General features: G+C 31.5%; 16 protein-coding genes. 8 read left to right on the top strand and 8 right to left on the bottom strand.

The window, feature by feature from the left end:
* Positions 1-52: 52 nt before the first annotated feature.
* Together rsgA and ACSHW5_RS07095 are read right to left on the bottom strand one after the other, a co-directional pair.
* Complete coding sequence (gene rsgA, locus ACSHW5_RS07100) at positions 53-1015, bottom strand: ribosome small subunit-dependent GTPase A (protein WP_435675421.1); 963 nt, start codon at positions 1013-1015, stop codon at positions 53-55.
* A gap of 73 nt (positions 1016-1088) precedes the next feature.
* Positions 1089-1553, bottom strand: coding sequence for a CBS domain-containing protein (locus tag ACSHW5_RS07095; protein WP_435675420.1), 465 nt, complete (start codon positions 1551-1553; stop codon positions 1089-1091).
* A 102-nt stretch (positions 1554-1655) separates the two neighbouring features.
* Here ACSHW5_RS07095 and ACSHW5_RS07090 point away from each other — a divergent pair, with 102 nt between their 5' ends.
* Complete coding sequence (locus tag ACSHW5_RS07090) at positions 1656-3953, top strand: M28 family peptidase (protein WP_435675419.1); 2298 nt, start codon at positions 1656-1658, stop codon at positions 3951-3953.
* Positions 3954-4214: 261 nt separating this feature from the next.
* Here ACSHW5_RS07090 and pyk read toward each other — a convergent pair whose 3' ends face one another.
* The 5 genes from pyk to ACSHW5_RS07065 form a co-directional block, all read right to left on the bottom strand.
* Complete coding sequence (gene pyk, locus ACSHW5_RS07085) at positions 4215-5642, bottom strand: pyruvate kinase (RefSeq protein WP_435675418.1); 1428 nt, start codon at positions 5640-5642, stop codon at positions 4215-4217.
* A 2-nt stretch (positions 5643-5644) separates the two neighbouring features.
* Positions 5645-6121, bottom strand: coding sequence for an IPExxxVDY family protein (locus ACSHW5_RS07080; RefSeq protein WP_435675417.1), 477 nt, complete (start codon positions 6119-6121; stop codon positions 5645-5647).
* An 82-nt stretch (positions 6122-6203) separates the two neighbouring features.
* A complete protein-coding gene (rnc, locus tag ACSHW5_RS07075; protein ID WP_435675416.1) occupies positions 6204-6941 on the bottom strand; it encodes a ribonuclease III in 738 nt (245 codons plus the stop codon).
* Between the two features lie 6 nt (positions 6942-6947).
* The gene (gene fabF, locus ACSHW5_RS07070; RefSeq protein WP_435675415.1) at positions 6948-8201 is read right to left on the bottom strand and encodes a beta-ketoacyl-ACP synthase II; all 1254 of its coding nucleotides are present in this window, start codon (positions 8199-8201) and stop codon (positions 6948-6950) included.
* A gap of 6 nt (positions 8202-8207) precedes the next feature.
* Complete coding sequence (locus tag ACSHW5_RS07065; RefSeq protein ID WP_004569249.1) at positions 8208-8444, bottom strand: acyl carrier protein; 237 nt, start codon at positions 8442-8444, stop codon at positions 8208-8210.
* A gap of 171 nt (positions 8445-8615) precedes the next feature.
* On the opposite strand from ACSHW5_RS07065, the gene ACSHW5_RS07060 reads away from it, so the two are divergent.
* Both ACSHW5_RS07060 and ACSHW5_RS07055 read left to right on the top strand, forming a co-directional pair.
* The gene (locus ACSHW5_RS07060; protein WP_435675414.1) at positions 8616-9188 is read left to right on the top strand and encodes a phosphoribosylglycinamide formyltransferase; all 573 of its coding nucleotides are present in this window, start codon (positions 8616-8618) and stop codon (positions 9186-9188) included.
* The gene (locus ACSHW5_RS07055) at positions 9181-9816 is read left to right on the top strand and encodes a ribonuclease H1 domain-containing protein (RefSeq protein ID WP_435675413.1); all 636 of its coding nucleotides are present in this window, start codon (positions 9181-9183) and stop codon (positions 9814-9816) included. The genes ACSHW5_RS07060 and ACSHW5_RS07055 overlap by 8 nt, the downstream gene beginning before the upstream one ends.
* Positions 9817-10023: 207 nt before the next feature.
* Here the strand turns inward: ACSHW5_RS07055 and ACSHW5_RS07050 are convergent, their stop codons facing one another.
* Complete coding sequence (locus tag ACSHW5_RS07050; protein WP_435675412.1) at positions 10024-11343, bottom strand: DEAD/DEAH box helicase; 1320 nt, start codon at positions 11341-11343, stop codon at positions 10024-10026.
* Between the two features lie 162 nt (positions 11344-11505).
* Between ACSHW5_RS07050 and ACSHW5_RS07045 the strand changes: the two genes are divergently transcribed.
* The 5 genes from ACSHW5_RS07045 to ACSHW5_RS07025 all read left to right on the top strand — a co-directional run bounded on the left by ACSHW5_RS07045 (position 11506) and on the right by ACSHW5_RS07025 (position 19709).
* On the top strand, positions 11506-14334 hold the full coding sequence (locus tag ACSHW5_RS07045) for a VPS10 domain-containing protein (protein ID WP_435675411.1): 2829 nt from the start codon (positions 11506-11508) through the stop codon (positions 14332-14334).
* Between the two features lie 26 nt (positions 14335-14360).
* On the top strand, positions 14361-14987 hold the full coding sequence (locus tag ACSHW5_RS07040) for a DUF6973 domain-containing protein (protein WP_435675410.1): 627 nt from the start codon (positions 14361-14363) through the stop codon (positions 14985-14987).
* Positions 14988-15185: 198 nt separating this feature from the next.
* A complete protein-coding gene (locus ACSHW5_RS07035) occupies positions 15186-16802 on the top strand; it encodes an aspartate:alanine exchanger family transporter (RefSeq protein WP_435675409.1) in 1617 nt (538 codons plus the stop codon).
* Between the two features lie 147 nt (positions 16803-16949).
* Positions 16950-18812, top strand: coding sequence for an SLC13 family permease (locus tag ACSHW5_RS07030; protein ID WP_435675408.1), 1863 nt, complete (start codon positions 16950-16952; stop codon positions 18810-18812).
* Positions 18813-19043: 231 nt separating this feature from the next.
* Positions 19044-19709 (top strand): succinate dehydrogenase cytochrome b subunit, encoded by a 666-nt coding sequence (locus ACSHW5_RS07025; protein ID WP_435675407.1) that lies wholly within the window; start codon positions 19044-19046, stop codon positions 19707-19709.
* The last annotated feature ends 8 nt before the right edge of the window (positions 19710-19717 follow it).

Genomic DNA, 19717 nt, shown 5'->3' with positions numbered 1-19717 from the left:
CTCAACCTAAATTCTTTATTTACTACCAAACTGATGTTAAAAACAAACAGCATTAGTCCCAAACATCTGTTCTATAGTGTTCAGATTCTTCTTCGCCTTCTAAAATTTGCAAGTAACTTTTGTATCGAGACCATGAAACTTCCTCTTTTTCTAAGGCATCTTTAACGGCACAATTTGGTTCTTTGGTATGAATACAATTATTGAATTTACAATGTTCTTTTAAGGCAAAAAACTCAGGAAAATAATCTCCTAATTCATATTTATCTATGTCTACAACTCCAAAACCTTTAATTCCTGGTGTGTCAATAATTCTGGCATCCTGAGAATTTTCTATATTCAAATCAAACATTTCTGCAAACGTTGTTGTATGCTGACCTTGTTTATGTTGCTCGGAAATTTGTTTGGTTTTTAAGTCTAAAGAAGCATCAATTGCATTTACTAAAGTTGTTTTTCCTACACCAGAATGCCCAACAAACATAGACGTTTTGCCCAACATCATTTCTTTTATAGTAGAAACATTTATATTTTGTGTAGACGAAACTTCTACGCATCTGTAGCCAATGGCTTCGTAAATATCCTTTAGATATAAAATCTCTGCGCGTTCTTCAATTTCATACGCATCTATTTTATTAAATACTAAAATTACATCTATTCTATAGGCTCTTGCAGCCACTAAAAACCGATCTATAAACGTTGTAAATGTTGGTGGATTGTTGATGGTTATCAACAAAAAAACTTGATCAATATTTGCCGCAATAATATGTATCTGTTTAGATAGATTTACAGATTTTCTAACAATATAATTATCACGATCTAAAATTGTTTTTATAATACCAATTTGCTCATCTCCTTTTTTCTCTATATCAAAAACAACATTGTCACCAACCGCAATTGGGTTGGTGCTTTTAATGTCTTTAATTCTGAATTTTCCTTTAATTCTACATTTATGAAAATCGCCATCTTTAGATTTTACCCAATACCAACTTCCTGTAGATTTATATACAATTCCTATCATGCCGCAAAGATGCGAAGAAAATAGGAATTACAGAAAGGTAAAATAGTAATAAAACCAGCAGAGTATATTGCAATTACCACGTATTTCCTTTTACACTTATAGCCGCTTTTAAAACATCTTTCTGACTTAATTGACCAATAAGTTTACCGTTTTCAACCACAGGAAACCTACGTCTATGAGAACTTATAAATTTAAACGCAGCGTCAAAAATATTCATATCTTTATCAATAGTATCAACATCGGTAACCATGTATTTACCAACTGTATTGTTAGTATCAGAAGGCATGTTGTAATATTTACTTTCAGAAATATGCTTAATACAATCTGTTTCAGATATAATTCCTATCAAATCATTTTTATCATTAACAACGGGTCCTCCAGAAATTTTATAAGTAATTAATTGATTAATTACATGATCTAAAGAATCTTCAGATTTAAATGTAATTAATTTAGTAGTCATGTAGTCTGATACTAAAATTTGTGCTTCTTCTTTACTTTGAGAAACATCTCTTTTTCCTTGAAAGCTTTTAATTGCCATATTAGTTTAGTTTTATTCACCCAAAATACAGATTTTTCTGTTTTGTTTCACATTTATCTCTTATTTTTTTTATTTCATATCTTTATAGAAATAAAAATATCAATGAAAAGATTTTCTTCTATTGTATCTGTACTCATTATTTTAGGTGTTATTTATTGGAGTTTTTCTGATGCAAAACCCCAATTACCTTCAGAAAAAGACACTTTAAAAACGGATTTCTCTATTGTAAATGCACTTTATCATTTAAAAAATATCAGTAAAAAACCACATCATGTTGGTGCTAAAGACCATAAGGTTGTTCAAGATTATATTGTTAACGAACTTCAAAAAATGGGTTTAGAAACCGAAATTCAGACCCAAACGGCCATCAATAAAAAATGGTTTGCTGCAACAACTACAGAAAACATCTTAGCAAGAATTAAAGGTTCTGAAAACGGAAAAGCTTTAATGCTTTTAACTCATTATGATTCTAGCCAACATTCTTCTTTAGGCGCTAGCGATGCAGGTTCTGGAGTTGTCACAATTCTAGAAGGAATAAGAGCTTTTTTGGCAAGAAATGAAATTCCTAAAAATGATATTATTATCTTAATTTCTGATGCTGAAGAATTAGGATTATTAGGCGCACAAGCTTTTGTTGATGCACATCCATGGAAAAATGATATTGGTTTGGTCTTAAATTTTGAAGCCAGAGGAAGCGGTGGCCCTAGTTATATGTTAATGGAAACCAACGGAAAAAACAGTAAATTGTTGTCAGAATTTATGGCTGCAAAACCCAATTACCCCGCCGCAAGTTCTTTAATGTATAGCATTTATAAAAAGTTACCAAATGATACAGATTTAACTGTTTTTAGAGAAGATGCTAATATCAATGGTTTTAATTTTGCCTTTATAGGAGACCATTTCGATTACCATACAGCGCAAGATTCTTATAACCGTTTAGACAGAGAAACGCTACTACATCAAGCAGATTATCTTACAACTACGTTATATTATTTTTCAAATTCAGACATTTCTAATCTCAATTCCGATGAAGATTTTGTCTATGTAAATTTCCCGTTTATAAAAATACTTACCTATCCTTTTTCTTGGGTATTACCAATGTTAATTAGTGCCGTTATTGCCTTTATTGTATTACTTTTCTTCGGATTTTCTAAAAGAAAACTCTCTTTTAACGGTATTTTCAAAGGGTTTGGAATATTTCTTTTGGCCATTCTTTTATGTGGAGGAATTTCTTTTGGTTTGTGGATGTTATTACTAATTATTCATCCTGCATATCATGATATTTTACATGGCTTTACCTATAATGGATATGAATATATAGCCGCGTTTGTATTCTTAAATTTATGGATTTTATTTAAAACCTATACATACATTCCTAAACATGAAAAAGCTACCGATTTAATAATTGCACCACTCTTATTTTGGCTGGTTATTAATTTCTTTATTCACCAATATATAAAAGGTGCAGGGTTTTTTATTATTCCTGTTTTTTCTGCATTAACAATTTTAGCCATTGCTGTTTTTATGGATTTGGAAGAAAAATCGAAACGAATTTTGTTTACCATTTTATCAATACCAACTCTTTATATTTTTGCGCCAATGGTAAAAATGTTTCCGGTTGGTTTGGGTTTAGGTATCTTGTTTGTAAGCGGAATTATAATTGCTTTGGTTTTTGGTTTGATGATTTTAACATTTCATCAAAAAAAATCTTTCTGGATGCAAAAAACTGTCGGTTTATTTGCTATTATTTTCTTTGGATTAGCAACCTATAACAGTGGTTTTTCTGTGGATAAAAAGAAACCAAATAGCCTTGTATATATTCAAAATTCTGATGATAAAACAGCCTTCTTCGGAACCTATAATAAAACCTTAGACGGATATACAAAACAATTTTTTGAAGAAAATTCTACAGAAGGAAGTATTGCCAACGCAGAAACAAAAAGTAAATACAATTCTCGTTTTAGTTTTCATAAAAAAACGGATTATAAAGCAATTCCTACTTCTGAAATAGTGGTAGCATTAGACACTATAATTGACCCAAAACGGTTTATAGAATTTAGTATTGTACCCAAAAGACCCATACATAAATTTGAATTTCTTACAAAGAAAGAACTTGTATTGCAACAGTTTAAAGTAAATGATGTTTTAGTGAATGATGGAAAGTCTTATGCCGTAAAAAAGGGTACTTTTTTAATCTATCACTTAGGAAATTTAGACAAAGAAGTTACCTTGTCTTTTAGTGTTTTAAAAGAGGATGACTTAGATCTTATTTTAAATGAAATTTCTTATGATTTATTAGAGAACCCAAACTTTTCTATAACGCCAAGAACTGAAGAAATGATGCCAATGCCTTTTGTAACCAATGATGCCATTATTATTTCTAAAAAATTAAAGTTGTAAAGGTTAATTTTATGAAAACGCATTTTAAAAATAGTATCAAATATATAAAGTAGTGAAGTTGAAAAGACAAATTTTGTGGTAACAAAACTGTGTAGTAAAAATTATTTACAATTCACAAGAGTACTATTTAGCAGCAAAAAGTGAGCAGTAAAAGCAAGAAATAAGAACTAAAATAACTTCCTTACGTTTTAAATGTCAGGCATAAAAAAAGCATCTTAATTTCTCAAGATGCTTTTTAATAATATTCTTTAAGACTACTATTTAATCAATTTCAGAAACACGTAAAGTATTTACCATACCTTTTGCTTCAACTGGCATAGAAGTAAGGTTAATCATTAAATCTCCTTCTTCTACATATCCGCTTTCTTTAGAAATTTTATTAATATCTACAACAGTATCATCTGTACTTAAATGTTTGTCGTAATAAAATGCTTTAACACCCCAAAGTAAGTTTAGTTTTCCTAATATTCTTCTTTCTGATGAAAAAGCCAATATTTTAGAAGTTGGTCTCCAAGCAGAAATTTGAAATGCTGTATAACCACTATTTGTTAAGGTAGAAATTGCAGCAGCATCTATACTAGTTGCCATTAAAGCAGCATGATGACAAACTGATTTTGTGATAAACCTGTTTGTTCTAATATGTGGTGCTTCATGTGGTACTTTAATCATTCTAGAGTTTTCTACACTAGCAATAATTTCAGACATTTTTTGAATAACTCTTAACGGATGTTTCCCTACAGAAGTTTCTCCAGATAGCATTACTGCATCTGCACCGTCCATAATAGAATTGGCAACATCATTTACTTCTGCTCTTGTTGGTACAGAATTATCAATCATTGTTTCCATCATTTGAGTTGCAATAATTACAGGAATTCTTGCTCTTTTAGCACGTCTTACTAATTTCTTTTGAATTAACGGAACGTCTTGCATAGGAATTTCTACTCCTAAATCTCCACGTGCTACCATTAATCCATCACAATAAGGAATTAACGCATCTATATTTGCTACCGCTTCTGGTTTTTCTATTTTCGCAATTACAGGTACTCTATACTCTGAGTGTTGATCTATTAAATCGCGTAACATTCTTAAATCTTCTGGAGTTCTTACAAAAGAAAGTGCCATCCAATCTACGTTTAAACCCAAAGCAAAAACTGCATCTTCTTTGTCTTTTTCGGTTAATGCTGGTAAAGAAATAGCTGTATTTGGTAAGTTTACACCTTTTTTAGATTTTAAAGCACCACCAACAATTACTTTTACAACAACTTGGTCTTTTTTGTTTGTTGAAATTACTTCAAACATTAATTTACCATCGTCTACCAATATGTGTTCTCCTACTTTTACATCTTTTGGAAAACGTTGGTAGGTCATAAAGGCTTTTTCTTTAGTACCAATACATTTTTCTGTAGTAAATGTAAACGTGTCTCCATCTTCTAAGATTACATCTTCTTCCATAACCCCAACACGTAGTTTTGGCCCTTGTAAATCGGCTAAAATGGCAACGTTAAAGCCTTCTTCTTCATTAATTTCTCTAATTCTTTCCACATTTTGTTTTACAATGTCATAATCTGCATGCGAAAAATTAATTCTAAAAACATTGACACCAGCAATGGCCAATTCTTTCATTTTTTGTTTGGTGTCTATTGCTGGACCCAATGTTGCTACTATTTTTGTTTTTTTGTAGTTCTTCATTTTTAAAATATTAAAAAGTCTTTCGACTTTAATGTGTTCTTATCTATTTGATATGATGTAATTACGCCTTCTATTTTATTTATGTTCTCTATTGTTTTTACAACAAACATATAATCTACTTCACCAGAAATTTTAATAAAAAAATCTACTTTCTTCTTTTCTGGAATTAAGTACGTTTTAGTTTCTGTTGTTAGCAATAGTTCGTTTGATACTGTTTTAGTTTCTTGTCTGAAGCTGTTGGCTATTAAAAACCAATCAAAAACATATTTTTCACTAGAGAAATGATAGATAGAAAACGAAGCTTTCTTTTTTTCATTTTCAAATGCTAAATCTAAATCTTCTTTTGATTTAGAGAAGTGAGTTCCTAAGTTTTTGTTTAATAAATAGGCCAATTTATATTCTTCTAAAGTAGTATGAATACCTATTAAAGAATACTCTTCATCGCAAAAATCATCTAAAACTAAAGCGTGAACTTGCATAAATCTATACTTATTTAAGTTAGCTAAACTACAAATTGTTTACGAGTCTGAAAGGGAATTTTAACGAAAACGTTATCGTTGGTTAGTTGATAGAAATTTCTTCCTGAAATGCAAAATAGACACGTTTAGCCGCTTGCTCTTCTGCTTTTTTCTTAGAAGTAGCTCTACCTTTGGCTATTTGTTCACCATCTATGCTCACCTTAACACTAAAGTGTTTAACAGATTCATTTCCAGAATCTTCATAGGTATCAAAATTATAATTTTTCTTTTGTTTTTGACACCATTCTATAATTAACCCTTTGTAACTGGTAATTTTCCCTTCTAGTTTTGCAATGTCTACATAAGGTACAATTACCTTTTCGTAAATAAATTTCTGACAGTATTTATAGCCTCTGTCTAAATAAATTGCGCCTACTAATGCTTCAAAAATATTACCATGAATATTGTCTCCAACATTGGTTTGGTCTATATTACTTTTAACAAAACGGATTAAATCTAGGTCTTTACCTAATTCATTCAAATGTTCTCTACTCACAATTTTAGAGCGCATTTGTGTAAGATAACCTTCTGTACCTTCGGGAACTTTTTTATACAAATACGCGGCAATCACAGATCCTAAAATAGAATCGCCTAAAAACTCTAAGCGTTCATAATTAATAGGAATTCCTTTGCTATCTAGCATTTGCACAGATCTATGTGTAAATGCTTTTCTGTATTTATAAATCTTTCTTGGAGAAAAGTTGAGTAATTTTTTTAATTCGCTATATAACTGTACATCCTCTTGAGAATGAGACGTCACCATTTTACGAATAAAATTCATAATGTATTAATCCTCTAATTTTTTGAAAGCAACACATGCATTATGGCCTCCAAACCCAAAAGTATTACTCATTGCTACTTTAATATCTCGCTTTTGCGCAACATTTAAAGTTAAGTTTAATTCTGGATTAATATTTTCATCTCTATTTTGATGATTAATTGTTGGTGGCACAATACCATGTTTCATAGCCAAAATAGCTGCAATAGATTCTATAGCACCTGCGGCACCTAATAAATGGCCTGTCATAGATTTTGTAGAATTTATATTGATATTTTTAGCATGATCACCAAAAACAGCTGAAATTGCTTTTAATTCTGCAACATCGCCTAAAGGTGTAGAAGTACCATGTGTATTAATATGATCTACATCTTCTGGATTAATGCCTGAATTTTCTAAACAGTTTTTCATAACTGCAATTACACCCATACCTTCAGGATGTGGCGCCGTCATGTGATATGCATCACTAGATAAACCTCCTCCTATTACTTCGGCATAAATTTTTGCACCTCTTGCTTTGGCATGTTCATATTCTTCTAAAATAAGTGCTCCTGCTCCTTCTCCTAAAACAAAACCATCACGCTCTGCATCAAAAGGTCTTGAGGCTGTTTCTGGGCTTTCATTTCTTGTAGATAAAGCATGCATAGCATTAAACCCTCCCATTCCGGCAATAGTAACAGCAGCTTCTGAGCCACCTGTTACAATTACATCACTATAACCTAAACGTAAATAGTTAAGAGAATCTATTAAAGCATTTGATGAAGATGCACAAGCAGAAACAGTGGCATAGTTAGGTCCCATAAAACCATGTTTTATAGAAATAAGTCCTGGCGCAATGTCTGCAATCATTTTTGGGATAAAGAACGGATTGAATCTTGGAGATCCATCTCCAGAAGCAAAGTTTAAAACTTCATTCTGAAAAGTTTCCAAACCACCTATTCCGGCTCCCCAAATTACGCCTACACGTAATTTGTTAATCTTTTCTAGATCTAATCCGGAATCTACAATTGCTTCATCTGAAGCTACCATTGCATATTGCGCAAACCGATCCATTTTTCTAGCTTCCTTTCGTTCTATAAAATCGGTAGCATTAAAGTTTTTTAACTCACATGCAAAACGAGTTTTGAACTTGGCAGCATCATAATATGTTACAGGTGCTGCTCCGCTAACTCCGTTAACTAAGGCTTTCCAATATTCTTCAATATTATTACCAATTGGCGTCAATGCGCCAAGTCCAGTGACTACAACTCGTTTTAACTGCATATAAATTTACTTTTTTGCTTCTTCAATATAGCTAACTGCTTGACCTACTGTTCCGATGTTCTCAGCTTGATCGTCTGGAATTTGAATATCGAATTCTTTTTCGAATTCCATAATTAATTCAACAGTATCTAAAGAATCTGCTCCTAAATCGTTTGTGAAGCTAGCTTCTGTTGTTACTTCGTTATCGTCTACTCCTAATTTGTCTACGATAATAGCTTTTACTCTTGATGCAATGTCTGACATAATTTTGTGTTTTTTAAAATTTTAATCGGGGCAAAAATACAAATCTTAACAATTAAAACTAATTTTTGTCCCAAAAATGATTCTTAAAAGTAAATAAAAATATTTAATCTTCACTTAAAATAATCAATTTGTTAATAATTATTCTTTTTTTTGTAGCTTAGAAATGAAGTTATGAAGCGTATTGTTATTTTTGCATCTGGTTCTGGAACGAACGCAGAAAACATTATTAAATTTTTTAATCATACTAAAACCGCTAAGGTTACTTATGTGCTATGTAACAATGAGCATGCCAAAGTTTTTGAAAGATGTAAGAATTTAAACACCAAATGTTTACACTTTAAAAAAGATGCTTTTTTTACTTCGGATGAGGTTTTAAATCTGTTAAAAGAACAGGCAGATTATATTATTTTAGCTGGCTTTTTATGGAAAATTCCAACAAAAATTATCGATAATTTTACCAATAAAATCATCAATATTCACCCGGCATTATTGCCAAAATATGGGGGTAAAGGAATGTATGGAATAAATGTTCATAAAGCCGTAAAAGAAAATAAAGAAACAGAAACTGGCATCACAATTCATTACGTAAATGCCAATTATGACGAGGGAGCTATCATTTTTCAGGCAAAAACTACCCTTTTAGAAGAAGATACACCAGATATTATTGCAGAAAAAATCCATATTTTAGAACAACAGTATTTTCCAAGAGTTATTGAAGATGTAATTTTAACGGTAAATGAGTAAAAAAAAGTTTTATGTTGTTTGGAACGGAAGAAAAAAAGGAGTTTTTACTTCTTGGAAAGTCTGTAAAGCACAAATAGACGGTTTTGAAGGTGCTCAATACAAATCTTTTGTCAATTTAGACGAGGCTGAAAAAGCATCGAAAGGCAAATATGACGACTATAAAGGTAAAAATACTAAAACAGCCATTTTATCATCCAAAGAAAAAGAAAAATTTGGGAAACCTATTTTAGATAGTATTGCTGTGGATGCCGCTTGTTCTGGAAATCCTGGTAAAATGGAATACAGAGGCGTAATAACGCATAACAAGCAACAACTTTTTATAAAAGGTCCTTTTGCTAAAGGAACCAATAATATTGGCGAATTTCTAGCCCTAGTGCATGGCATTGCGCTTTTAAAGAGTAAAAACAAAGAAGATATTCCTATTTATTCTGATTCTAGAATTGCAATGAGTTGGGTACAACAGAAAAAATGTAAAACCAACATGCATTTTGATGCTGCTAACAAAGACTTATTAGCGTTGATTAAAAGAGCCGAAAATTGGTTGAAAATAAACACTTATAAAAACCCAATTTTAAAATGGGAAACCAAAGCTTGGGGAGAAATTCCTGCAGATTTTGGTAGAAAATAATTTAGTGGTCAGTTTTTTCTGAAGACGCATAAGTTTGCCTTATTTTACACTAATTACAATAAAAAAAATCAGTATTTTTTTCCATAGAATTTGGAAGAATAAACAACCAACAATTTGTAAAAAGCTAGGAAAGGTAGAAAAATATAGTGACAGTTTTCAATGACCAATAAATTGCAAACTGTCACTATAGACTAAGAATAATAACGTTTAAAATCGTTTCTTTTTAGGCGCTCCTGTTCTTCCTCTTCCAGAAGTAGCTCCTGCTGGTTTATTTCCTTTAAAATGAGGTTTTCTTTTTGGTTTATCTCCTTGCTTAGCACCAGCATTTGATGATCTATTTTTCTTTCCAAAAGACCCTTTACTTTGGGTTGCTGCTCTTTTTGGCGCTGTAATATCTGTAGGTTCAAAACCTTCTACAACAGTAGAATTTAACTTTTCTTTTAGTAATTTTTCAATTTCACTTTGGTATTCTGTTTCTTCGCTACACACCAATGAAATTGCTTCTCCGGCTGCTCCTGCTCTACCAGTTCTACCAATTCTATGCACATAATCTTCTGGTACATTTGGCAATTCAAAATTAATAACATGTGGCAATAACGGAATATCCAAACCACGTGCTGCAATATCTGTGGCTACTAAAATTTTAATGGTATTGTCTTTAAAGTTTTTCAATGCTTTTGTTCTAGCACCTTGACTTTTATTACCGTGTATTACGGCAGCAGAAATTCCTGCTTTTATTAATTTTTCAGTTAATTTATTAGCGCCATGTTTTGTTCTTGTAAAAATTAAAACCTGAGTCCAATTTCCATCTTTTATCAACTTAATTGTAAACTCAGTTTTTTTATTTTTATCAACCTTATAAACCTTATGTGTTACTTTTTTTGCTGTAGAGTTTTGAGGTTCTGCTTCTACAGAAACGGGGTTTTTTAAAATACCTGAGGCTAACTTTTTAATATCGTTAGAAAAGGTAGCAGAAAACATTAAATTCTGACGTTTTGCAGGCATAAAGCTAATCACTTTATTTATATCTCTAACAAAACCCATGTCTAACATTCTGTCTGCTTCATCTAAAATAAACACTTCAATTCTATTAAAAGAAACTGCTTTTTGATTATGTAAATCTAACAATCTACCAGGAGTTGCTACTAAAATATCTACACCACTTCGTAAAGTTGCAATTTGTGGTTTTGCATTTACACCACCAAAAACTACGGCAGATTTTATATTTACATATTTACTGTATTCTCTAATATTATCGTAAACTTGCGCCGCTAACTCTCTTGTTGGCGTTAAAACTAACGCTCTTAAAGGTCTGTATTTAGGATGTTTTGTTTCTACTAAATGTTGTAAAACTGGTAAAGTAAAACCTGCTGTTTTTCCTGTACCGGTTTGAGCTGAAGCTAAAATATCTTTACCTTCTAGTATATGTGGAATTGCTTTTTCTTGTATTGGTGATGGTTTGGTATATCCTTTATCAGCAACCGCTTTTACAAACGCTGGAGATAAACCTAAATCTGAAAATGTCATATAAAATATTTATGGGAGTAACTTTCTGTAGTTGTTTCTGATGCAAAGATACGTTGTTTTAAATTGATGAGAATTTATTATTATTTCGCTTTTTGGGTTATTTTGTTTGATATTGAAAATACAAATAGTAATTTGACCACTTTAAACTAAACATTCATTATAATGAAATCTATTTTCAATTTTTTATTGATGTGTTTTTCTGCAACCCTAATTGCTCAAACCTCCACAAGCCCAAACAGTGTTCAACAATCTTTACAGAAGAAGTCTCAAATGAGCAATTCTTCTTTGGTTAAAAATATAAAATTTACCAATATTGGCCCAACAGTAATGAGCGGACGCGTAGTAGACATTGCTATTAATCCAAATAATACCACAGAATTTTATGTGGGTTATGCATCTGGCGGACTTTGGTACACAAATAACAACGGAACTACATTTACCCCTGTTTTAGACAATGCGCCCACGCAAAATATTGGTGACATTGCTGTAGATTGGAAATCTGAAACCATTTGGGTAGGTACAGGCGAAAAAAATTCTTCTCGTTCTTCTTATGCCGGAATCGGAATGTTAAAATCTACGGATAAAGGGAAAACTTGGAAAAATGTTGGTTTGCCAGATTCGCATCATATCAGTAGAATTCTCATCAACCCAAATAATTCAAATGAAGTTGTTGTAGGCGTTATTGGCCATTTATATTCTTCTCATATAGAAAGAGGTATTTTTAAAACTACCGATGGAGGAAAAACTTGGTCCAAAACCTTATTTATAAATAATGAAACAGGTATTATTGATGTTGCGTATGCTCCCGAAAACTTTAATATTATGTACGCCGCTTCTTGGGAAAGAGAACGCAAAGCATGGAATTTTAAAGGAAACGGTAAAAATTCTGCCATTTACAAAAGTACAGATGCAGGAAACACATGGTTTAAAATTGCTGATAAAAGTGGTTTCCCTACCGGCGATGGTGTTGGTAGAATTGGATTGGCTGTTTTTAATGCAAATACCGTGTACGCTTTGCTTGATAATCAATTTAGAAGACCAAAAGAAAAAGACAAAAAAACCTCGAATGAACTAACAAAAGAAGATTTTAAAACCATGTCTTCAGAAGATTTCTTAGAGCTAACAGATAAAAAACTAAACACTTATTTAAAAACAAACGGATTTCAAGAAAAATACAAAGCAAAAAACGTAAAACAAATGTTGCGTTCTGGCAACCTAAAACCAATAGATTTAGCCAATTATTTAGAAGATGCAAACTCGTTATTATTTGATACGCCTGTAATTGGTTCAGAAGTTTTTAAAACTACAAATGGCGGAAAATCTTGGAAAAAAACACATGAAAGCACTTTAGATGATTTGTACTATTCTTATGGCTATTATTTTGGTGAAATTAGGGTTGATTTACAAGATGAAAATGGCATTTACGTTTTAGGCGTTCCTATCTTAAAATCAAAAGATGGCGGAAAAACATTTACTTCTATCAGCAAAGAAAATGTACATGCAGATCATCAAGCGTTGTGGGTAAACCCTACAAAACAAGGTCATTTAATTGATGGAAATGACGGAGGCTTAAACATTTCTTATGACGATGGAGAAAATTGGATAAAATTAAATGACCCTGCTGTTGGGCAATTCTATTCTGTGTATGCTGACAATCAAAAAGACTATAAAGTGTATGGTGGCTTGCAAGATAATGGTGTTTGGGTAGCTTCGCACAACTCAAAAATGAATAAAAGATGGAAACAAACTGGGCAAAATCCTTATACCTCAATTATGGGTGGAGACGGAATGCAAGTACAAGTTGATGATAGAAATCCGGATATTGTGTATACAGGGTATCAATTTGGGAATTACTTTAGAATTGACAGAAAAAAAGAAAAATACAAATACATTCAACCAAAACATAATTTAGGCGAAAATCCATATCGTTTTAATTGGCAAACTCCTATTCACTTATCAAAACACAATCAAGATATTTTATATTTAGGAGGAAATAAATTACACAGATCTTTAAATAAAGGTGATGATTGGGAAACAATTTCAAACGATTTAACCAACGGTGGAAAACAAGGAAATGTTGCTTACGGAACTTTAACTTCAATATCTGAAAGTCCGTTTCAGTTCGGATTAATTTATGTAGGCTCTGATGATGGTTTGTTAAACGTAACCAAAAATGGCGGTGGTAGTTGGACACGTATTTCTGATAATTTTCCAGAAAATTTATGGGTTTCTAGAGTTGTTGCTTCAAAATTTAAAAAAGAACGCGTTTATGTAACTTTAAACGGTTACAGATTTGATGATTTTACGCCTTATATTTTTATGTCTGATGATTATGGACAAACCTGGAAAAACATTGGAAACTCAATTCCAACATCAGCAGTAAACGTAATTAAAGAAGATTCTGAAAACGATAATGGTTTGTATTTAGGTACAGATAATGGTTTGTATGTTTCTTTTAATCAAGGTGATTCTTGGCAAGCATTCAGCAAAAATTTACCCAATGTTGCAGTGCATGATTTAGTAATACAACCAACCGCTAAACATTTAATTGTAGCCACACACGGCCGTAGTTTGTACAAAGCAGATATTAGTTCCTTGCAATTGCTAACAGAAAATGTAACTTCAAAACCTATACATATTTTTAAAATAGATACTATTAAAAAAAATGATTCTTGGGGAAACTCTAGAAACAAATGGTCTAAAACAAATACGCCAGAATTAACCATTCCTTTTTATGTAAATTCAAATAGAAAAGTTATGATAGATATTTATTCTACAGATACAAAAATTAACTCATTTTCTGTTGCTGCAAACAAAGGTTACAATGAAGCAATATATGATGTTTCTATTCTAAAAAAAAGATTGAAACCTTATTTAAAAACCAGAAAAGGTAGCATCGTAGAGGAAGCAAAAAATGGAATTTACTATTTGGCTAAAGGAACATATACGGTTAAAATTGAAGATGATTCAATGGAGTTTGAAGTACATTAAGAAACTAGCACTTTCAATACATACTAATGAAAACACGTTTCACTATTTTACTTTTTGTCTTTGTAATTTCAACAAATGGACAATCTAATTTTAAAAAATTTGTAAAACTTTCTGGTCCAATTAAAAGCTGGGTAATTTTACATCCCATTAAAGCAAAAAAAGCCCTAAACATTTCTAATGAAGCCAATAAGGTTTCAGATTCTATTGCAAAGACAAATTTATTAGATAGCGATACTGCTGGCGGACAAGTAGATGCTTTTAGACACGCTTATTGGATAGCCAGATTGCGACAAAAATTAGGTAAAAGAGCTGCACGATCTTTAGGTAAAGCTCATGAAAAAGACAACTACATTACGTATAAAAAGCGAAAATTAGAAGACGGAATTTTACCTGATAAAATATCTTCAGAAATGGATTTATACAATAATAACCAAGGGTTGAAACTTATATCTAAAAGAAGCAAAATTTCTAAAAACGGATTAATTTACAGAATTGTGAATGCCATTAAAGCAGGCAAAATGAAAATCATTAAAAAAGATGCAAAAGGCAACTTTTTAACCTGTGATGGAAAAAAAATTACTCAAAACGAAATGAAAGGAAAATGGGAAAACGAAAAATGCTTAATCTCTTCGAAAATAAAAGTAAAATCTTAAGTTTTAACAGAAAAAAAACTACAACGTATTCGCTCAACGCAGGTAGCACTTAGAAAACATTTAACTGCGTAAGAGTAATAAGAGCAAGACATCAAATGACAATTATCATGATTAATTAAATTGGTAAAAGCATACTTTTGTGCCCTTACATAGAATACAGTTTTTTATAAAACTACTCTAAAATAATTATTACGTATTATGGAACTTCTTTCAGAATTAATCATCAAAGATTACTTTGTATTATTTTTAGTTATTGGCTTTGGAATTGCTCTAGGAAACATCCGAATAAAAGGAATTAATTTTGACACTTCAGCAGTTATTTTTGTTGCTATCTTTTTTGGTTATTTATACAATTTATACGGCGTTACTTTTAGCATTCCCCCTATTATACAAAGTGTGGGATTGGTCTTATTTATTTACACTATTGGAATGCAAGCCGGACCATCCTTTTTTAGTTCATTTCAAGAACAAGGTGCAAAATTAATTACCCTTGCTGCAATTACTGTTTTAACTGGTGGAATAACCGCCGTTTCCATTTCTTACATATACAATATAGATATGAATATGATGAGTGGTTTGTTAACAGGAGCGCTAACATCAACACCTGGTTTGGCTGCCTCTATTGAAGCCTCTAAATCTCCTTTGGCTTCTATTGGTTATGGTATTGCATACCCATTTGGAGTTTTAGGTGTTATTTTATTTGTAAAATTAGGACCTGCTTTATTTAGGGTAAACCTTAAAAAAGAAGAAAAAGACTTTGCAGATAAATCTATGTCTACCACACCAAAGGTTATCAATAAAAACTTGATTATCTCTAATGAAAATGTTCACGGAAAAACTATTAAAGAGTTGAATATACGCTTTATGACAAAGGCAAATATTTCTCGTATTATGAAACCCAATCAACTGCCTATCTCGCCAACAAAGGATACTATTTTAGAATTAGGAGATATTATTAAAGCTGTAGGTACTGAAAATGCATTGAAAAGAATAGAAGTTTTATTAGGTAAAGTTACCGATATAGAAATTCCTAGAAGCGCCACGTACGATGTAAAATGGTATGTAGTAAGTAATGATACAGTGGTAAACAAAACCATTGATGAATTAAACCTTCTAGAAAATTACGCTGCTACAATTACACGTATTCGAAGAGCAAGTATAGATTTAGCTCCTCATCCTTCTACAAAAATTAAATATGGGGATAAAATATTTATATCTTGTACTACAGGAAATGTTTCTGCTGTAACACAACTTTTTGGAAATAGTTTAAAAAGAGTGGGGCAAACTAGTTTTTTACCGGTTGCGTTTGGAATTGTTATAGGAATTCTTTTAGGTTCTCTGGCCATTCCTCTTGGTAGTTTACACTTTAAATTAGGTTTAACTGGCGGTGTACTTCTAGCGTCTATATTCTTAAGTTGGAAAGGAAAAGTAGGACATGTAATTTGGAACCTTCCTGCAGCTGCAAACCAAATACTACGTCAGTTTGGATTGCTACTATTCCTAACTCCCGTTGGATTAAGCGCAGGACAAAGTTTGGTTTCTGCCATTGAACAACACGGGGCTATTTTATTTCTTTACGGCGCTCTAATTACCTTAATACCAATGATTACAACAGTAGTAGTTGGCCGTTTTATTTTAAAAATAAATTTTCTATCCATTTTAGGTGCATTAACCGGAGGAATGACCTCAACACCTGGATTAAGTGCAACCGATTCTATGACAGATTCTGATGCACCACAAATTGCCTATGCAGCCGTGTATCCTTTTTCATTAGTACTTATAATTATTGTAGCAGAAATAATGGCAATGTTGTAATTAACTATAAAAGCGTACAAAAAAAACCTCAAAATAATTAATAAAAAAAGAAAAAAAAGGAGAACTATACCACACAAAAATGAGATGATATTTATCATGGTACTCCAACACTTTACATATTAAATTTGCAGAAAAATAAACCAAACTATGACAACCACTTTTATCATTTTAGGAATCACAATTATCTTATTCGTATCAGGAAAAATAAGGCCCGATATTGTAGCAGTTACTTGTATGATGGCCTTGAGTATGACCGGAATTTTAACCGTTAATGAAACTTTCTCTGGTTTTAGTAACTCTAGTATTATTTTAATCGCAGGCCTTTTTATTGTTGGTGAAGCCATGAGTAGAACAGGATTAACCTCTTGGCTAGGTAACAAAATAATTACGCTTTCAAAAAACAATTCAAACAAATTATTGGTATTAATAATTATAGGCTCAGCCATTTTATCGGCATTTATGAGTAACACTGGTACTGTTGCGGCATTAATGCCTGTGATTATTGCGGCATCTTGGAGATTAAAAACTCCCGCATCAAAAATGTTAATTCCCTTATCATTTGCAGCTGCAACTGGTGGTTTATTAACCTTAACAGGTACACCAACAAACATTGTAACAAACCAAGCAATGATAGATGCTGGAATTCCAGAATTTGGCTTTTTCGAATTTGCGTATATAGGAGTTCCTTTACTAATATTGACTGTAATTTATATGAGATATTTTGGTACAAAATTACTTCCCAGTAACAAAGCTAGAAGACAAGAAGATATTGACGAATCTATACAAAGTATGGAAGATTCATATCAGTTGTTTGAAGGTTTTTGGAGAGTAAGAATTAGACCAAACTCTTCAGTCATTGGAAAAACTATAAAGGAATTAAAATTAGGATCATTAATGGGAGTAACTATTATTAAAATGATTTCTAAAGAAAAGTTGACCACTTCTATTCTTAAAAAAGTTGGAATCAAAAAAAGCGACTTAGATGAATTTCCAGATATAGATAGAGCAATGAACATTGGAGATGAACTTATTGTAAACTGTAGTCAAAATCGTATGCACAGGTTTATGGATAAATACAATGTGGCAGCTACCAAACTAGACAATATAGATGGCGAGTTTATTAAACATAATGTACTTTCTGATGAAGTAGGTATGTGTGAATTGATAGTTGCCCCAAAATCTACCTACAAAGGAAAACATATAAACACTGGTAGGTTTGGTAAAAAATACAATCTACAAGTAATTGCAGTTAGTAGATATAATAAAAGAATTAGAGGTAGAGAATTTGATTTGCAAGAAGGAGATTCTATTTTAGTAAGAGCAAAATGGGAAGATATTAAAGCCATTCAAGAAGAAAGTAGAGATTTCTTAATTATTGGTTCTCCAGAAGAACTTTCTAAAGAAGTTGGTACTATAACAAGAAAAGGTGTTATTTCTATTTTGGCAATGGTTTTTATGGTTTGCATGTTTATTTGGGGACCTTTTTCTTCATCAATTACTGTTATGCTAACAGCGTTTATTATGATTGCAGGAGGCTGTATTAATATGAATCAATCTTATAGATCTATCAATTGGAATGTTATTATTATAATGGCAGGTATGATTCCGATGGGCGTTGCACTTCAAAAAACTGGAGGAGCTAAATTTATTGCAGATTCTATGATTTCTTTAGTTGGAGATCAGCATCCTACTTTTTTCTTAGCCGGTATTTTTTTAATAACTTCATTTTTAAGTCAGGTAATGAGCAACACAGCTACCGCAATTTTAATGGCTCCAATTGTTTTAGTGGCGTCTTTAGAATTAGGATACTCTCCTCTTCCATTTATGATGGCCTTAGCGGTAAGTGCTTCCACAGCCTTTTTAACTCCTTTTGGTACACCAACAAATACTATGGTAATGAATGCTGGAAATTATAAATTTACAGATTATATGAAAAGTGGAGCTATTCTATTATTAATATTTTTTATTGTAAGTATTGTAATGATACCAATGATTTGGCCTTATAATTAATTGTAAATATGTTTTAAAAATTTGTAAATTTTAAACAAACTACAGCATTAATTTTAATAAAAGCAATATATTAAAAACTAATAAAATACTGAATATCAAGCAAATAAACTAAAAAAAATATCTTTATTAAAATGATTCTAAATAACCAAAAAATACCTATTTTATTTCAATAAAGAATATCTAATTGGTACATTTGTTGTCAACAATTATAACTTATTATACTTTTATACAATGAGCGGATTTTTCAAATCTTCAATTGGGAGAAAGATAGCCATGGCGCTTTCTGCATTCTTCCTCATGTTTTTCTTAATTATACATATAGCCGTTAATATTACATCACTTTTTAGTGAAAACTTATTTAATGAGTTATCTCATTTCATGGGTACAAATCCTTTGGTACAATTTGCAATGCAACCTGTATTAATTTTAGGAGTTGTTTTTCACTTTGTAATGGGGTTTGTATTAGAATTGAAAAACAAAAAAGCAAACGGAGTTGCCTATGCTAAAAACAATGGTGCCGCTAATTCTACATGGATAAGTAGAAACATGATTTATAGTGGATTGGCTATTTTAGCTTTTATCGCACTACATTTTATCGATTTTTGGTTTCCAGAAATTAACCATAAATACATTGCTGGATTGCCAGAAGATCCAACAAGATATTTTCATGAATTACAAGAAAAATTTGTAAATCCAATTAGAGTAGCAGCTTATGTTGTAGCTTTTGTTTTCTTAGGATTGCATTTAGCACACGGATTTACTTCTGCTTTTCAATCTATGGGAGTTACCGCAGGAAGAAAAAAAGCATTGCAAAACTTTGGTAAAATTTACTCAATAATAATTCCTTTAGGATTTATCATTATTGCATTGTATCATCACTTAAATCATAACCATTAATCTTATAA

This window comes from Polaribacter sp. (genome assembly GCF_051251875.1).
Classification (GTDB): domain Bacteria; phylum Bacteroidota; class Bacteroidia; order Flavobacteriales; family Flavobacteriaceae; genus Polaribacter.
The sequence above is the reverse complement of the archived record's forward strand: the minus strand, read 5'-3'. Positions and strand labels throughout refer to the sequence as shown.

What these genes read in the sequence shown, in the direction of transcription:
- ACSHW5_RS07060 (WP_435675414.1), top strand. Translation starts at nt 8,616, where the DNA reads ATGAAGCGTATTGTTATTTTTGCATCTGGTTCTGGAACGAACGCAGAA.
- ACSHW5_RS07025 (WP_435675407.1), top strand. Translation starts at nt 19,044, where the DNA reads ATGAGCGGATTTTTCAAATCTTCAATTGGGAGAAAGATAGCCATGGCG.
- ACSHW5_RS07090 (WP_435675419.1), top strand. Translation starts at nt 1,656, where the DNA reads ATGAAAAGATTTTCTTCTATTGTATCTGTACTCATTATTTTAGGTGTT.
- ACSHW5_RS07050 (WP_435675412.1), bottom strand. Translation starts at nt 11,343, where the DNA reads ATGACATTTTCAGATTTAGGTTTATCTCCAGCGTTTGTAAAAGCGGTT.
- ACSHW5_RS07030 (WP_435675408.1), top strand. Translation starts at nt 16,950, where the DNA reads ATGACAACCACTTTTATCATTTTAGGAATCACAATTATCTTATTCGTA.
- ACSHW5_RS07045 (WP_435675411.1), top strand. Translation starts at nt 11,506, where the DNA reads ATGAAATCTATTTTCAATTTTTTATTGATGTGTTTTTCTGCAACCCTA.
- ACSHW5_RS07065 (WP_004569249.1), bottom strand. Translation starts at nt 8,444, where the DNA reads ATGTCAGACATTGCATCAAGAGTAAAAGCTATTATCGTAGACAAATTA.
- rnc (WP_435675416.1), bottom strand. Translation starts at nt 6,941, where the DNA reads ATGAATTTTATTCGTAAAATGGTGACGTCTCATTCTCAAGAGGATGTA.
- rsgA (WP_435675421.1), bottom strand. Translation starts at nt 1,015, where the DNA reads ATGATAGGAATTGTATATAAATCTACAGGAAGTTGGTATTGGGTAAAA.
- pyk (WP_435675418.1), bottom strand. Translation starts at nt 5,642, where the DNA reads ATGAAGAACTACAAAAAAACAAAAATAGTAGCAACATTGGGTCCAGCA.
- ACSHW5_RS07035 (WP_435675409.1), top strand. Translation starts at nt 15,186, where the DNA reads ATGGAACTTCTTTCAGAATTAATCATCAAAGATTACTTTGTATTATTT.
- fabF (WP_435675415.1), bottom strand. Translation starts at nt 8,201, where the DNA reads ATGCAGTTAAAACGAGTTGTAGTCACTGGACTTGGCGCATTGACGCCA.
- ACSHW5_RS07095 (WP_435675420.1), bottom strand. Translation starts at nt 1,553, where the DNA reads ATGGCAATTAAAAGCTTTCAAGGAAAAAGAGATGTTTCTCAAAGTAAA.
- ACSHW5_RS07080 (WP_435675417.1), bottom strand. Translation starts at nt 6,121, where the DNA reads ATGCAAGTTCACGCTTTAGTTTTAGATGATTTTTGCGATGAAGAGTAT.
- ACSHW5_RS07040 (WP_435675410.1), top strand. Translation starts at nt 14,361, where the DNA reads ATGAAAACACGTTTCACTATTTTACTTTTTGTCTTTGTAATTTCAACA.
- ACSHW5_RS07055 (WP_435675413.1), top strand. Translation starts at nt 9,181, where the DNA reads ATGAGTAAAAAAAAGTTTTATGTTGTTTGGAACGGAAGAAAAAAAGGA.